We start from the raw sequence: 17,420 nt of genomic DNA, 5'->3' as shown, positions 1-17,420 counted from the left end.
TTGGCTGGCTCGCGTTTGAGTCATTGCAGTGAATATCTCGAGTTTGCTTCCTTAGGTCATTTTCAGCGCGCAGTTAGAAGTCGCGGGGCAACATGGCGCATCACCATGTTTCGATTGCGGAAGAGGAAATTCAGCCGCGTCCCGTCGGGTCGCAATCTCCGCTCAAGATACCATTGTCTCGCCGTGGATTTCTCGCGGGCGCGGCAAGCTCTGCGCTGACGATCGAAGCTGCGCTGGCTGCCGCCGGCAACGTGGTAGCGAAAGTGCTGCGCATCGACCTTTTGGACGGCGGCAGGGCCGTCGCCGTCCGCGAGGTCCCGGAAAATCCCAACTCTCCTGACCCCGGATCGCAATGGTGCGTGCAGGCTTCGGCGTTCGGACCGAAAGCCTGGTTCGAGCTGGTCGTGGTGGGCGCGGATGCGAGCAAGCGCCTCAGGGTCCGGCAAGCAAGCTTTGGCGGCAGCCAGTTCGTAAGGCTCGAATTCTATTTCGAGCCGAAGATCGTCAAGGACAAGGACAAGCAGGTCGTTGATCACTGGAACGTCAGCCTGATCACCGGCCTCTGGAACGATGCGAAGAAAGCGAACACGCCCTGGAAGAGCAGTGAGATCGCGTTCGCGGACTTCGTGTCGAAAAAGAACTTCCTTGAGGCGCCGCCGGGCCTGGCGCAAGCCAGGACGCGGTTCTCCGAGATGTTCGAGGGACGGGTGGTGGCTTCGGACAAGCCCGCCATCCTGCCCAACCTCCAGTTTCTTCCGGATTGCGTCTGGCGAATAACCGGTAGCGCCGGCGCCGTCGTATCAGCCTTCAACGGTCGCGCCCGTGCCCACAGCTTCACGTTCGGCTGGTACGGGTTTGGGCAAGGGGCTCCATTCTTCCGCGGTGTCGCAGGCACCGACAAGCCGGTGACGCTGGATCAGTCGTTCTTCCGCCTCGGTGAGGCCGGTGGAACCAATATCGAAATTGCCGATACGTCGGCCCTCGGCTGGGAGGCGCGCCGCACCGACTCCCCGTTGATGCCGGGCAAGGGCCAGACATTTGCCAAGCTGGGCTTTGGCGCGTGTCAAATCAGCTTGTCGTCGGACGGCGGCAAAACGGCCAGGGATATTCCGGCGGCGAGCCTGTTTGTAACGGAGACCTCCTTGCCAAAGGCAAAGGCGGCCCCCGCCGGCAAGCCGACGGTGCTTCGATATGCACTTTGGGGTGACGTAAAACCGAGTGCCGGCAGCCCGGGCTTCGAAATGCGTACCCTCGTTGGCCGGCTGGTTGTCGATGCGCCGCCCAAGCGGGAAAAGACGCCCGATACGGCGGATAAGAGTAAGCAGTCAATCGTGCCCGGCCAGCCTGCGGCTCTGGCTTGTGCGCCCGGACCGTGTCCCGCGCCTCAGTCGGACCAGACAAAGGATTGCGCCAACCCGCAGGATTCGACCCAGAATTCCGACGCATTGGCCGCCGTTGGCGATCGCGCCGGCGCAAGTACCGCGTCGATCTGGGCGGTGTTCGATCGGGCCGGAGAAGCCGGCCCGTTCGAAGCGCGGCGCATTGCCGTTGATCTCAGCCTTTTCGCTAGCAATCTGTCGCTCAGCGATGTTAGCCACAGTTCGATTGCCTTCGAGGCCGCCGACCTGCGGCTGCTCTATGAGGACGGCAAGCGGCTTGATGAACTCAAGTCAGGTGAGCTTCCGCGAGCGAGCGCGTCGAGCTACGTCTGGGTCGGGCCCACCCTCGAAAAGACGGCAAACGTTGCGCAGTTCGATCTGTCGCGTGCGACGCTGACCGTCGCGCGCGACCGCGATCTCGTGAAGTTGCGATTCCGCTTCCTCGATCTAAACTTGGTGCTTTGTCCGAAGCCGGTCATTCGTCCTGCACATCCCGATTGCAGGGTGATTGAGGTCGAGAAGGGCGTGTTCCGCGACGACCGCCCGGTCCTGGTCGCCGAATTCGACCCTCAGCATGTTTTTGAGGAGGCGATCTTCCGGCAGAATTTGCCGCCTCCGGATATCCAGCTCGACGATCCCGACTTCAGCCGCGACAAGATTATCAGCAAGCTTGCCAGCTTCGATACGTCGACCGAGGCCGGTCGAAAAGATCTCCTTCAGTACCGCCAGGATGTGCGGGACCGGAAGATAAACGCCTACAAAGTGTTCGACACCAGCAGTCCGCCAAAGGAGGATCCGACTAAGGAAGATCCCACCAAGAAGGCCGCCTGCGAGGCATTCAAGGTTTTCAGCGACGAGTTTTCCCAGCAAGCACGGCGCGCCGGCCTGCCGGAGCCGCAACAGATCTACATCGGCCCCTTTGCGCTCGATCCGGATGGCATGGCGCTCACGCGCCCGGTGGCGCAGAAGATCAGCACGGCGACGATCACCGACGCCATCAAGGCCATGTTCGATCGCATCGATGCTTTCATCAAGGAAGATGCGAAGAGATCGCCACGGCTGCTGGCTCCCGTTCTGCCACCGGCTCCCGTTACAGGGGCCCCCGCGCCGAAGGTCGAGCCTGATGAGGTGTATCTGGCCAACGCGCTTCGCAACGAGACGATTCTGGAGCAGCAGGAACCGCTCTACGGTGTCTTCCGGGATTTCTACCGCGACGCCAGGATCGGGCAGTTGCAGCCGGCAGATGGCAGTCCGGCGCAGTCGTTCGATCAAAGGCTGGTGGAGTACCTGGCTGCGTCCAACCGGCCTGCGAAGGACGATCCGAACCGCGGCAAGCATGAGGATGAACAACGAAAGGGTTTCATCGACAATATCGTAGCGGCGCCGTCGTTCGACAGGCTCAGCGAGGCGCGGCTGTCGGGAAGGAGCCGACTGGCCTTCCATGTCAACTGCCAGCCTGCCCCCGGCGCGACACCGGAAGAGACAGGACTGAACCCCACTTCCGGCGCCGCACCGTCGACGCCGGCGAGCGGCGGATTCACCTATCCCGAATTGCCGTTCACGTTCGACGCCCTGACCGACTGGTCGCGGCACGAGCCGGCAGTTACGCTTCGCGCAAGAAAACTCTTCACCGCAAATCCGAGCGGCATCCTGCCGCCGATCGGTGAACGCGCCTCCAACCTGACGGACGCCGATATTCTCGCGTTCCAGGGGCTGACGCTCGGATCCGTCACGGCCGAGCAACGGCTCGGCGAGATTCGCGCTTCGCTTGCCCGCAAGCCCGAGAAGTTCGAGACCGCGATCGAACTCCCGGCACGCCTCACCCTGTCGACGGCCCAGGACGCCGTGTGGCTGGCGGACAGGCTGTTGCCCGAAGACGTGCGAAACGAACTGTCCTGCGCCACGCCGAAGCCATTGGTGCAGCCGCTCGCGGACAAGGACGACAACCTTGTGCTGAAGGATGGCGAAACCAGCCATTCGCGCAAGCCGTTGTGGACGACGCGGCTGTCACTGGACGGCGCGGAACCCGATTTGCGCATCGTGGACTCGCCTGACTTCCGGCCGCTGGCGTTGTCGCGCCTGACAACCCAGCAGCTCAAACCCGGTGAGGAACCGTCCCCGATCCGCAAGCCCGGTCAGGGAGCCCCCCCGCGCGGGCCTCTGGCGCCGTGGTTCATCGGCCCGGAGCAGATGGACGCCGGGACTCTCACGGCAGGCTCGCTGAATGAATCGCTCAAGCCTGCCGGCACGGCGCGACCCGAAACGCCGGACCTGTTCTGCAAACCGCCGCTCAAGGACCGCATCTGGCGTATCCTCAGGGCGCTGTGCGAACGTGACGAGGCGCGCGCGCAATTGAGCGACTGGCGGCTGTTCCGCGCGACACTCGATGCCTACGATCGTCACGAGTTGGTCCTGCTGTCATCGGCCTATGGTTTGCCGGTGATCGGCAAGCGCAAGCCGCGGGAAGGCGACCCTCCCGATTCAGAGGTCGCCGGCGGCCTGGTTGCAAACTCCGGACAGATGGAGCCGGGCGACCTGTTTCCGATCATGGAGGCGGACGATGGCCAGGCCGTGCAAAGGCCGCAGCCGTTGCGCGTCACTGAACTCTGGCTCAGTGCGCTTGGCGGCTCGCTGACTCACGATACGCTCTTCTACCCGTCGGCGGGCCTCGACGATCTCTGGGGCAAGAAGATCTTTGACGGCTTCTCGATCGAGCGATGGCGGGCCGAGATTGTCATTGGCCGAGACATCGTCGGGGAGGTGGTTTACAAGGGCTATCTGTTCCCGCTCGGTCATCGCGCATCTCTGGTCAAGCTGACCGAGCGGCTGTTTCTGCTGACGAAGAACAACGGCGTCAAAGCCATTCTGGTGCAGCGGATATTCCTCCGCGTCGGACGCAAATCGCAGGCCTATCCTGCGATCGGCCAGGCGTTCCAGGGCCGGCTATGGTGCGCGCAGGACGTCACGATCAGGACCTTGCAGACGCCGGACCTGCGCGACCCCTACGAACTGCCGAAGGGTGACAAGCCGGAATCCCCGCAAGGACGGATCGGGCTTGACGGCGCGCCCGGACTTGCCTTCTGGCCGCGCATCAACGAAACCGACGCGGGTCTCGTCAAGTTCGATTTGACGCTCGACGGCGCGGTCACCTCGATGCCGCTGATCTTCGTCGACAACATCGCCGCGACCAACGCGGCCTCTCTCAAGCGACTGATCGAGCGCTATCGTGAAACCGGAATCTGGACCGCACGACGAACTTTGGCGCTCGGGCTTCAGAAAATCCGCTTTGCGCCGGAGTGGAAGCCCGGCGATTGCTCGCTGAAGACCGAGTCGATTTTTGTCGACGTCCACGCGCGGCTCGCGGAGCTCAACAGCGATTGGGCCGGCAACCTTGGCGAGTACAAGACGACGCCGATCCTGGAGGGCGCAGAGCAGCCACCGTTTTATCCGGCCATGCGCAGTGCATCGGTCCGGCTCGAGCACGTCGAGCGCTTCAGCGGCGGCAAGCCGAACTCCGTCGAAGTGCAGTATGACGGGCATTATGTGCGGCTCGGCTTTTCCGACCGCTCGGCCGAGAACCCGGCCAATCCGATGGAGATATTCCTCGACCTGCGCAAATGCGTAAGCATGTCGATGGGCAACAATGGCGACCGCAGCGGCGCCATTGGCCGTCCGGACTCGGACATCGTGGCAATCGGCCGCCGCAAGGGGCCGATGGGCGCGAGCGGAACGATCAACTACGCAGCGTCTGCGCCGCCGGCCAACACGCCCATGCCGGTATCCGTCTCGCCTGACGCGACGCTGATAAAGGATGAACATCCGGACAAATTCGAGACGCTGGTTTCGCTGGCGGCCTTCTTTGATGCGACAACGACGGCCGCGGCGGTGCCGGCTCCGGCCAACCCGTCCCGGCAACTCGTCGTTGGAACGCGCTCGCCGTCGCCCAAGGACGACGTCGCCAATACCCTCAAGCTTCTGCAGGGGTTCTTCAGCGGATCAGCCAAGATTCTCGGCGTTGTCACCTTCAGGGACCTCTTGAGCTTCCTTGGTCTGGGCAAGCTGTTCGAGTCGACGCCGCTGTTGCGGCAAACCCTGGAATTCGGCTCCGGCGCGCTCGACAGTCTCAACGACGGGGCGCAGTCGGTCGTCGAGGACATCCATGCGCGGATTCTCGTCCCGCTCAAGACGGTCGTCGACAAGCTCAATGAGCAATGGACCGCGTTGGATGCGAAGCTGCGACCGCCAAAAATCGGTGACAAGCCCAGTCTCGGCCTGACCGATGTGTTTCCCGAGATCGCTGCCGGACTGAGGGATCTCAGCAGCAAGCTTGCGCTGGCGGCGGCCGAGAACGATGCGATCCAACTCGCGCTCGATCTCGGCGACATCTACGAGAGCGGTCACGCGTTCGCCGACGCGCTCGATCGCATCGCCGCCAACCCGCTTGCCCGCTTGAAGCAGGCTGCGATAGGCCAAGTGCAGCAGGTCCTTGCGAACTTCGCCCAGGCGATCACGGTGTTCAAGGACCCGCTAGCCGTGCTGAAAGCTCGGCTTGACGAGGCGCTGGACAAGGCCGCAATCGCGAATTTCATCGACGACCAGTTGAGTGGCCACGACGACGTCAAGGCGGAACTCGACCAGACGCTGGGCCTGACGCTTGCGCCGCCCGATCTCGTGACGCTGCTGCAGCAGACCGGCCAGGCCATGGATGCCGACCTGACCGCGATCGTCGACAAGTTCAAGAAGGATTTGGCGCTCGACGTCGCCACCTTCGCCAAGAAGGGGGTGGCAGACATCCTCGACGGCAAGCCTGTCAATCAGGTGGTCGCAAACTTCGTCGGCAATTTGAAAATCCAGGCGGAAACGGCTGTCAGCGCCGCCAAGAAGTCCATCAAGGACAAGCTCGAAGCTGCGAACCAGCAGGCCGTCTATATCGTTACCAATGAGCTTGACGCCTTCCTCGACTCCGTGACCTCAGATATCACGCAAACGCCGGCATTCGAGCAAATGCTGAAGGCGGCGCAAAGGGCATGGGAAATCATCGATAAGATACAGGGCGCCGCCAAGGATATTGGCGACGGCAAGATTAGCGACGCGCTCGCCAAACTGGACATGCTTGCCGGCCTTCTCTTCGGGGTTGGTTCGGGCCCGTTCGCAAAAATCAACGGCAGTCTTACCAAGGAATTCTCAGCGCTCCAGTCGGAAGCAAACAACGCGCTCATCGCGATCGTGAATGGTCCGACTGGCGACGCCGTGTTTGCCAAGGAAGTGCTCGCATGCAAGACCTACGCAGATCTCGTCGCAAAGAATGATGCAAACGCGAAGCTTGTTCCGGTAGATCCGGCGAGCGGCGAGCCGATGAAGACGCTGTTGCCCGCCGTCAAGGCGCTCGACGCGGCGGCCGTCAGTGTTGCCAATGTAAAGACAGAGCTTGCCGATGCAGGCAATGTCGCCAAGATCAAGCAGGCGATGACCAACGCAGGCATGGATCCCAACAGCCTCACGCCCATCGTCAACTTCGCCGATCTGACCGAGAAGTTCCTGATCGGTGCTGGTCCCCCTGACTACGGACTGCGCGGGGACGTCAGCACGCTGTATTGCCAGAGCGTCAAGACATTGGTGCGCTTGCGCGCGGTACTCACCCTCGTCGCCAGCAACGGCAGCTGGGACAATATCGACAAGGATTTTTCCGATCGCTTCGCGCAATACATCCGCGCGGTGTTCGACTCGGCGAAGACGCTGGGCGAAACCCTTTCCGCCACCATCAGGCGCATCGACAACTTTGTCATCGAGCATGACAAGGTCATCGCTGCCGGAGCGCTGCTGGGTGGAGCAGCCGAGTACATTTCGACGTCAGTTCCCAATCTCGATGCCACGGTCAAGAACAAGTTCACCACGCTCAAAGCCGGTTTCGACGCGACTGAGCCCGATCTGGTCGCCAAGCTCACCGAAGGGATCAAGTTTGCGATCAAATTGCTGACTAGCAGCGCCTCGTTTGCCTCCAAGCTGGTGGCGACTCTCGAAACCCAACTGCAGGCCGTAGGGACCGGAATTGCTGGGTTCGGCATCGATCTCAATCCGGAATTCGCCGGGATGAAGGATGCGGTCAAGCGGATCAAGACAACCGCGGACTCGGTGGCCCAGTATCAGGTCCCCGTTGTTCCCAAGCGTTTCGCCGACCTGTCCGCGATGAGTGTAACCGCGGACAATTCGGTCAAGCTAAGCGGGTTTCTGAAGGATCTGAATGGAAAGTACTTCACGCTCACCCGCGAACTGTTCGATGCGGAAGCTGCCGCTATAGCCCAGTGGCGCGCCTTGCAGGCGCGGGCCAAGGGCCTGCCATGGTTGATCCAGGGCGCGTTGTTCAAGAAGGTGCAGCCCCGCATCGGCGATCTGGCGAAGACATACGGCGACCTTGCCGAGGCGCGCGACGCCGCCGCCACCAACATCGACAGCCCGCTGTTCAGTCTGCAGGCGCGCCGGGCCTTATTCGCGCAGCCCGTCTTCAAGCCAACCACCCCGCCATTCAACGTCGACGATCCGAATGCCTCGCTTGACGCCCTCAAAAAGAGCGATCGGCTGCGAGAGGAGGTCGGTGTGCTGGCCGATGCTGCCGCATTTGCAGTGCCGGCGGTGAAGCCGGCCGCGACCCCTGAAATCGATAATTTGCTGCGTTTCTTCTCGAGCTGGACTGATAGCACGGCCGCGCCGTTGCAGATCGCGGATCGGGTCAAGGCGCTGGCCCAGGAAGTGCTGAGGGGCGAGATATTGTCGCTGATCGACGTCGCCGCCTTCCGCGACGCGATTCTGGATGCGGTCTCACAGCTGGTGCCCGCCCGCGCCGTCTTCTCTTACGACTTCTCCAGCACCGTCACCGAAGAGCCGAACGAAGGCTCGATCTTCCAGGCACAGCAGGGCGCGCAGTTCGTGCTGTCGACCCGGCTGACAGTCGACCTGCTGGCGCCGAAGAAGGCGGATTTCCAGGCTAGCGGCACGCTCGGGGCGTTCGACGTCAAGCTGGTCGGCGATTTCATCGACGCCGTAAGACTCCGGTTCGGCGGCGCAAAATTCGAGGCGCGCGGCGACTCCAAGCCGCGCTTCGACGTCTCCTATCTCGACTACGAGATCGGCGAGGATTTGCAGTTTGCAGCGGAGCTGCAGTCCTTCCTCACTCCAAGCAACGGCAGCGGCGTCCATATCGGGCCGCTTGCCCGTACGCTTGGCCTCGAGGCGGGTTATGGCATCAATCTCGGTAGCATCGGCGTCGGTGAAGTGTCGTTTTTCAACGTCATTCTCGACGTCTCGGCCGAACTGCCGTTCACGCAAAGCGAGGCCTTGTTCAAGACGTCGCTTGGCACGCGACTCTGCCCCTTCACCATAAGTATCCTTCCATTTGCGGGGTCGGGTTATTTTTCGATTTTCGCGGCGGCGGACGGCATACGCGGCTTTGAAGCCTCATTCCTTTTTGGCGGCGGGGGCTCACTACAATTCGGACCGTTGGCGGCGCAGGTGCAGATCCAGGTCGGGGCCTTCATCAGGGTGCTGCGGGTCGACGGCGTCAGCAGCACTGAACTGTACGGAACGTTCCTTGCTGCCGGCAGCGCCAGCATCTGGATCTTCCACTTTGCTGCAACGCTCTATGTCAGCCTGGGTCAGGATGCTGCCGGCAACGTCCATGGTGAGGCAACCTTCACTTTCTCGTTCTCCGTCGGCTTCATCGACTATGATTATTCGGTCACCGCCTCGCACAACGAGCCCGCGCTCGGAAGCAAGGGGGGAGGCGACAAAAAGGGTGGTTACCTTCTGCCGGATTCCGAAGGCCGGGTGCAGTTTGCCGAATTGACGGACCCTTCCGTCATGTCCGAGGTCTCGCGGAACGCGTTCGGACAGGCGGCTTCCCCGCCAAGCCCGGCCGCAAAAGGCAAGGGCAAGTCAAAATCGAAAGCGCCGGCGCAACCGGTTGCTTATGCGAGCCCGGCGGCCGAACAGATTGCCGACGTCATCTCGAAGGCGAAATGCCAGTCGGACGACTGGGCGGTGTTCTCGTCCTATTTCGACGTCACTCTATTGCCAACGGAGCTGTGATATGGCGTCCGACCAGAACGATGTTCCCGTTCTGCCGTTCATGAGAGTTGTCGCCAACGGCGTGACCAAGGACGGCAAGCTGAAGGCGACCCTCATCGTCACGCCATTGCCCGACAAGTCGGGCACCATTCAGCTCGCAGACTGGCCGAGCGCGATTGTCAAGTATTTGAGGAAGCTGGATCAGGCTGTCCCTGACCATCACGGCAAGCTGACCAACACTTTTCAACTGTCGATCAGCGACGCGGATCCCTGCAAAGGCGCCGCCCCGATGCTGGTCGACGCAAAGTTCAGCGCCACGCCCGACGACAGCACGGACGTGGACCGTCTTTGGCGCGAGGCGATTGAAGGCAAGACAGGTCTTCTGCAACGGCCATGGACGGAACTGGCCGCCGACATCGGCCGTTCGATGCAAGGCCTAAAGCATAAAGGCGATCCTCAAGCGAGTTATGCCGGGTCCAAGGACCTGCCGGACATCAACAGCTTTACCGGGCCCGGCGCCATCGTGGCGAAGCCGCATAACCCGCTGCAACAATCGGTCGTCAAGGGCATCGTGTCCAATGCCCAGGCGCAATATGCAGCCGAGACTGAAGGCGCGCGGGCGCAGCGGATGGCGGCAAAGCTGGTGTCTGGCCCGTATCTCCCCGGCGACACGGACGACAGGGATGATCCTTCCGCCAAGGAGGATTCCGCCGCGTTGCCCCCCGGCGCGAAGCCCGGCGGCGCTCCCCTTGATGACAAGCAACTCACGGCGAAGCTCAAGGAGCGGCGGCGCGAAGAACTCTTCAATCGGCTCAAGACGTCGATCGATGCGACGGAAACCGCCCGGGCGAACTCGGCTGCGGCCTTCTCAGCCGTAAAGACCTTCCTTGCCACCGGCGCTGCACCGCAGCCGGCGCCGCGGACCGCCGCCCCGAAGTTCGTCGCGCCAAAGCAGCAAGTCCTCGGAGGCTCGGACATGCGCGACCGCGCGAGCCATGTCTACGGCGCCTGGACGCAGCGTTCGACCCCGGTCGCAACCGTACCCCAGACCGACGCCGTCGAAGCGTGCGCGAGCCTGGATGAACTGGCCCGATTGCACGGCGTCTATTACAGCCTTCAGGGCGATCCTATCTTGTCGCGCTTTTTCGGGTTCGCCTTCGACGTCGAATTCGACCAACCCGCCAAAGTCGTGTCCGATAAGGCCGTCTGGCTCGCCCCCGGCGGCGTCAAGAACAGCGTCTGGACCAAGGCGCTCTACTCGCGCAAGGGACAGGACAAGGCAGCCGGACATTTCTGGCCGGCGTCCCGCTTTGACGGCAGCGTGGATGGCGCTGCCTTTGCGGCCGAGCAAATACATGGCGTGTTCGATCTCGGCCTTGGCCATTCCTCGGGGAGCCAGAACAGCGGCGCGCCGCGCTTTGACCTGACCTCGCTCGACGTTCGCGGCGCCGTTTCGGGCGCCCGCGACGCGCTCGACTTGGGGTCGCGCCACCGCACGATCGGCTGGACCTTGCTGGACCGCGGCCGTGCGGATCAGGTTGCCCGGGACCTTGCGGTCGCCGAGCACCAGATCAATGCGAACGCGTGTGGCGATGCGGTCGTGCTCCATGCCGAGGAATTGACGATAGGCCGCCGGCTCGACGTTGCCGCGGCGCGTGACGGCACCGACATCGCCAAACTCGAGTGGCGCAGCTTGATGAATCGCTTTGTCGAATTCACAAATCTGAAAAATGGCGCTAGGCAGCACCTCAATCGCATCGTCGCCGACAGGCTGCTCGAGGGCAAGATTCTTGATGAAACGTCGTTCCAACTGCTGGCGCGCTCGATGCCGCTTCTTGGACCCAACAGCGACGGCACTGCCGACCGGCGCGAGGTCGAAGCCGTGGTCGAGGAGGCGATCCAGACGTGGGACGGCACTCCGTTGGGCGCGCTTGCGCAAAAAGCGTCCGCCAAGGAGAAGTGCGTAACAGCATTGCTTCCCGTCAAGCGGGCTTATGATCTGCCGCAAGGCAGGTCCCATTTGCGGCCGCCGCCATTGCGGTTCGGCGTCGGCTATCTCTTTGCCATGCGCTCGGTGTTCCTCGGCGGCGGATCGCCGACGGTCGAGGAGGCAAAGCGGGTTCGGCAGGACGTGGACAAGGCGTGGACCCTGCCGCCGGGCGCAAACCAGCTCGCGCAACCGCGCCGTTATCTTCGCCATGAAGGCATCGACGCGCCGATATTGATGTTGCCATCCGGTCTGACCGAGAAGGTGCATGGCGCGATGGGTTTTGAAGCGCCCGGGCAAGCAACGATCCGATCGCTGACGGCTGCGGATCAGCCCCATCAGGAAAGTTGTGTGGTTTCGCCGGCGCAGAACACTCCGCCAGGGCAGGCCTACGTCCCGGCGAAGGACCGCGCCAATCCCAACAAGACCGCGCGCGTGTTCGTGGCGCCGATGGTTGGATTCGACTTCGCGTCGCGGCACCGCGTGTTCGACAATGGCGACACCGCAGTCCTGGGCGGTGGATTGCTGGATGTCGAGTTTGACGACCAGAAGCCGCGGTTTCCTGTGGCCATCGTCAAGCGCAATACCGGGTATGACGGTGAAAGGCTGGTCTACCGCCGCACCAAAGGCTGGCCGCAGCCGGACGCAGATAAGGATAGCGATGGTCTTGGTGCGACGCTCTTTGTGGCCAAGGCACCGGCCGGTCGCAAACCGGGGCAGGGCTATCTGCCCGACCCTGCGGCACAAACCATGTCGGTGCGGCTGCGCATCTGCGGCGCCGACACCTACCTCGACGGCGACATTCTCGTCGACCTGTATGCGCCGGAGAAGCGCATCGTCTATCCCCATGCGCTGCCGCTCGTCGTCACCGTCGAAAAGAGCAATGGCCCGCGAAAGGATCTCGCCCGCAAGGTCACTGAAGTCGTGACAGGAGATCCGGCTGCGATCATGAGGATGGGCAATGGCGACATGCCGGTACCAGATGCGGCCGGCAAGGGCGTCCGGATCCGGCACCTGAAGATCGTTCTGGCGCCGGGCGAGCAGTTCGACCTTGAGGTCACCTGTTTGCCGACAGCCGGGAAACTCGGCGAGTGGTTCTCCCTGCCGGAGACGATGGGCGTGCAGCATCTCGCCGCTGTGGGCTCCCCGCAGATTCTCGCTGATTTGAATGCATGCTGCCAGAAAACGCCGCTGGCGGACGATCTGAAGGCGATTGGCGCTGCTGCGCGTGTCGGATTCGCCGGTAAGCCGCCGCCGGCGCTCACCGGTATCGACGCGATCTCCGCGAAGTTGCTCTATTGCGTTCGCAACAACTGGCCGATGGCCGAACTCGCCAGTCCCACTACCTTGCGCGTCGCGCACGCCGTCAATGCCCCGGTGGATGCGCCTTCGCTCGAGCAGCTAACGGTTTTGCGGCCCGCAAAGCCGACCGCGATCAGCCCGCAACCCGCGCTCGCGCCGGCGCCCGGAAAGGGTGACCCTGACAATCCCGACCTGGTTCCGGGTTCGTCGACCCTGCTCCTGTCCGGCGAAATCCTGGTCGATCTCGAGCAGACCGACATGATCGACATCGTCGCAACCGTCGTCAACGGCAGCGGAAAGCCGTTCGACGACAAGACACGCGGCCGTGGTTTGCTTGCCAAGCGCACCGGTCGATGGCCGCGGATCACCGATGGTGAAGGCGATCGCCGTCCGGTGCCCAAGCGCAGCGTGTTCGGCTTCGACGTGGATCCCGACGGACGGACGCATCTGGCGCGCGAAGTCATCACGCTGTTGCGGATACAAAATCTGCCTGACCCGCGCGCCGCCATCAACGGCGACGCGAAACCTTTCAAGGCCCCCGCGAAAGGCAGACTGACGCGGCTGGATATGCGTGTGCTCCATGCTGCGGCGGTGTCCGGCGGCGAGATAGAAATTCCGATTGCTTCCCCGCCGGGAACGACAGGGAAGTTCACGCGCAAGATCAGCGTCACGCGCCCGCACGAATTGTCGGACACCAAGGCGCGCGAATTGTCCTTGCACGCCGTGTCCTATTCCCGCTTTGCAGGCACGTTCGAAACGGCGCCGATGTTTTCCATCGAAGGCGAGGAGCATCTGCTGCAGCGCCGCCAACCGCTGCAGCCGCAGGATCAAACGCGCTCGGGTCCGCTGGCAAGTGCCTGGAGCCCGGCGACGGAGCGCCCGGCGCCTTGTGCAGCGAAGACGCCGACACTGTTTTTCTCCATGAATCGCTGTGCGCGAACGCAGGAAAAGGGCGTCAGGCAGTTTCTCGAACGCGAGTGCGGCGTCAGACTGCGTTTCGAGCGCGGGATGTTTTCCTCAGGCGAAGGCGAGCGAATTGCGGTCGTCCTCTGGCCACCCAACATTCGCGAACAGTCTGCCCTTGGTCTCGACCAGAACTGGGTGCAGACCGGCGGTCGCTGGATGCAATTGTCGGACTTCAATGATTCCGACCTGGGCGAGGGCGGTCAGTTCGTTTCACGCTGGGGAGGCGACCCGATCCGCTCGGACCCGGAGCCGCAAAAGAGCTTTTTCATGCCGTGGTCGGCGTTCAACTGCTGGGCTACGAAGGCACATTCGCCGGAATACATCCCGAGTGTGCAGATGCCGGTGAGCGCTGCCGCGAAGGATGGTGAGGCCGATCCGGCTATCGCGGGCTTTCTGGAAGTCGCGCTGCTCACCTTCGAGCCCTATTTTGATATCGATCGGGAGGAGTGGTTTGTCGATATTCCCCTAAAACTGGCGGCTGCCACCGATCCGTTTATTCGGTTCGGCCTAGTGAGATATCAGCCCCACGCCATTCGCGACGATCTCAAGGTTTCGATGCCGGTGCGCGTATGGACGCAATTGCCGCCGCGTCGCCACGTCGTCGTGGAGCACGATAAGGCGGACGACATCATCTCCGTATGTGCCCGGGTGGGCGGTCAGGCATCCGACGGCATCAAGCCTCTTCCCGGTGACCTCGAGAAGCCGTTGCTCGAGAGGGAAGGCGCGAGGGCCATTTGGGAGCGGTTGCAACGGCCGAAAATGATGTTGCGGCTCATCCATGAGGCGGCGCCGACAAAGTTCGGCCGACATCAGACCGACGTTCTTTCCGGTGCGCCGGTGTCGGCTGTCCCTAAGCAGGAAAACGGCGAGTTCGTCTGGACGTTAAATGCCTGCATTCCGCAGGCGCGTGTCAAGGACCTCGGGCCGGGATTACTGTTTGCTCTGATTGAAGAAGTGGAGGAGCGACTTGCCGCCAGCTATCCAAACGAACCAATCAAGCTCAGCGATGTTCTGACCGACAATTCGATCATAGAGTCCGGACCGCGATTCATGGCAAGGATCCCGTTCCTGGACGTCTAAGCGTGGAAGAAACAATGGCTCTCCAAATGCGGAATACCGTGGTTCTTCAGATTGAGCGGCATTTTGCCACCAACATGTTAGTGGCGTTTCTCAAAAGGCATTCCACGGTTGATCGATTTTCCTTCCTCCATGGCGTCAAAGAGTTCGCAGCATTACGCAGTGACAGCTTTGATACACGGCAAACTCAAGGAGGGAGAGCGCTACAAAGCTCAAAATGAAGCAACTTGCTTGAGGGACATCATTCTTTATCGAACTGGCCTTTCGCGCGACATGATGATCTTGAGTCGGGTCATCAGGTTTAGTCGCTCTTGTGTCTCTCGTTGTCTGGCTCGCAACCAAAGAGGATTGCGCACATGATAAATCGCCGTAGAGTCGTAGCCCTAGTTCCTGGCGCTGCAACAATGTTGCTTCCGAAGTTCGCTGCGGCGCAAGCGCCACAGTCGAAAGTAGTGGACAAGCGCAATGCATCCGAAGTCGGTGAATATGGCATTTCGTTTGCCTCGCGCGACACATCCGCAAATGACTACGAGCACGCATTCATTGTTTGGTATTACAGTGACGATGCACATCACCGGACCAATCGCAAAGGCGCCGGATTTTATCCGGCCGGTGGTGATAAATATGATCTGACAATAGGGGGCACTGATGGAGTAGTGTTCGACGACTCTAAGGAAAAGATTGCCAAGGAAATCGTCGTGCTCGTTAACAAGGACATATTCGCCGCAGCTCAGGCCATACAGACTCAGTATCAGAAGGGAGAAACATACCGGCTCATAGTCAACGACTGTGTCAGTTTCATCGAAGCTGTGGCGGGAACGATTCCTGGCCTATCCGTGCCTTCGCGCACCCTCAATCCGACTCCGCCGCTTTTTGTGTCGGCTCTGTTTAATGGGAACAATTGACAAACGTATCTCGAGAACGGCGAGATGAGGCGGAGGTCGCGGATTGTTGGCGACCACCTAATTTCGGCTCGATAGATCACCGCGCATCACCGGCGAACGACGCCGCCTGCGACCAAGCGAGACCGCAAGGCTCGGCGCACATGAAAGCTCCGACGGCGGCCAATCGAAGGCGGATAGGGCGCTAAGACAGCGCCCCGCCGTCAATCAGGTTTCATCTTTCGGCCCAGCAGAGATGACGCAACCTATCGAGCTTCTCGCCCCAAAGCCGGAGACATTTCCCAACGATCCGATTGAGCAACGGAGGGGGCCACGCCGCCCCATTTTTGCCTCTCGCTCGTCGCTGATGGCGTTGTTGTTGTGACGGGCCGCCGGCGGAACAGGCCTTTGCGGAGCCGAAAATCCCCTTTTCCGGCCGTGGCTCAATGGTGGTTTTTGGTTCAGGAGCGTCGAAAATGCCTTATCTTTCAAAAGGAGTTGACTGACACTCTCTCCGCCGAACGGCTTCTCCGTTGTATCCGGGCATTCGAAGCGACAGGAAGTCGATGAATAGAGTGACAACGGCTGTTGCGGATAATTCCGCGATGTTACCCATAGTCACCGCGCAAACCGTAGTTTCGGAACGTGGGCTCGGAGGACGAGTTCGCATTGAAGAACATGGCGCGCAAACCCATTTTGGCGCCTGGCGGGTTGGACGCCTCCAGCAGCTTGGTGGCAACCGCAGCGGCCCACGGGATGGGCCGTTCCGTGGGAGACGCTCAATTCGTGGGAAACCGCTCGCGAATGTGCTCGTAGCTTCCAGCGGCAACCGCTAGCACCTCCCGCACGAGCTGCCTTGCGAACCGCGCCTCACTGAGAGAAGCCGTCTCACCTTGGTGCACAACCAAGCTTCGCTTATCGTAAAGTCGCACGGCCGATTTGCCAACGGCGCCAGAGTCTGGATCTCCCAGAGTTCGCGCCGCGTCAATCGCCAACCGACGAACTGAACTCCTAATCGACTCCGACTTCCAGTGTACCGCCCCCGTGTGCATGTCGAGAAGCGCTTGGCGAAGCGCCGGATCCATCGCTGTTTCGGCCTCGCTTTTCATCCGGACCATCGCGTCTTCAATGATGTCGAGGCAAGGCTTTGGGCGAGGTGCCGGCCTCGCCATTATCTCTAGGATCGATATCAGCGCGAGGAACTGCGCATTGTTCGACGCTTCGAAATCGACCGAGGCGAATATCTCGCAGGCGAGCTTCAGCTCCGGCTGCGGGCTCGGTCCGGTCAGACACTCTAGCTCAGCGCCTTCGATCAGGGCTGAAAACAAGCGTGCATCCGCCTCCTCTGTCCGATGATTGCTCCCGATCCTCATGGGGGCGGGTGCGAGGTGCGCTGGATAAGCCGTTGCGAATTGACCGTCGAACTTGGGGCCATCCGCGACCCGTAGGTCACCCCCAGCAGCGAGGATGCCAAAGTCCAACCGCAACGCCGCCCATGGTACGATCGCTCGAATCCTGTCCAACAGTTCGGCAGCCAGCTGTGCGGGAATGCCCTGGAGTTCGAGATACGCGTAGGGTTCTTCAATACGCATCTGCACGACGTAACCGAGCAACTGCCGCTGAGCCGCCTCACGATGAATAAAGAAGCCGTTCTCGTTCGTGGTCCGAAGCGGGATAGAGACATTGACGTGGGTCACGACCATCGGTCTCCTTGAGTCCATCCGGATTGCTGGCCGGCCGTCGCTAGTCGGTTATGTTGGTTCGCGA

4 protein-coding genes are annotated in these 17,420 nt (G+C 61.6%); 3 read left to right on the top strand and 1 reads right to left on the bottom strand.

What is annotated here, in order from left to right:
- The first annotated feature begins 173 nt into the window (after positions 1 to 173).
- The 3 genes from L6639_RS19775 to L6639_RS19765 all read left to right on the top strand — a co-directional run bounded on the left by L6639_RS19775 (position 174) and on the right by L6639_RS19765 (position 15,677).
- Positions 174 to 9,461 (top strand): hypothetical protein, encoded by a 9,288-nt coding sequence (locus L6639_RS19775; protein WP_237863282.1) that lies wholly within the window; start codon positions 174 to 176, stop codon positions 9,459 to 9,461.
- 1 nt (position 9,462) lies between these two features.
- On the top strand, positions 9,463 to 14,775 hold the full coding sequence (locus L6639_RS19770) for a hypothetical protein (protein ID WP_237863281.1): 5,313 nt from the start codon (positions 9,463 to 9,465) through the stop codon (positions 14,773 to 14,775).
- A 401-nt stretch (positions 14,776 to 15,176) separates the two neighbouring features.
- The gene (locus tag L6639_RS19765; protein WP_237863280.1) at positions 15,177 to 15,677 is read left to right on the top strand and encodes a hypothetical protein; all 501 of its coding nucleotides are present in this window, start codon (positions 15,177 to 15,179) and stop codon (positions 15,675 to 15,677) included.
- 755 nt (positions 15,678 to 16,432) lie between these two features.
- On the opposite strand, the gene L6639_RS19760 is transcribed toward L6639_RS19765, so the two are convergent.
- Positions 16,433 to 17,350 (bottom strand): hypothetical protein, encoded by a 918-nt coding sequence (locus L6639_RS19760; RefSeq protein WP_237863279.1) that lies wholly within the window; start codon positions 17,348 to 17,350, stop codon positions 16,433 to 16,435.
- Between the last annotated feature and the right edge of the window lie 70 nt (positions 17,351 to 17,420).

It is taken from the genome of Bradyrhizobium zhengyangense, from assembly GCF_022012555.1.
GTDB lineage: Bacteria > Pseudomonadota > Alphaproteobacteria > Rhizobiales > Xanthobacteraceae > Bradyrhizobium > Bradyrhizobium zhengyangense.
This window is presented reverse-complemented; position numbering and strand designations above follow the sequence as displayed.

What these genes read in the sequence shown, in the direction of transcription:
- L6639_RS19770 (WP_237863281.1), top strand. Translation starts at nt 9,463, where the DNA reads ATGGCGTCCGACCAGAACGATGTTCCCGTTCTGCCGTTCATGAGAGTT.
- L6639_RS19765 (WP_237863280.1), top strand. Translation starts at nt 15,177, where the DNA reads ATGTTGCTTCCGAAGTTCGCTGCGGCGCAAGCGCCACAGTCGAAAGTA.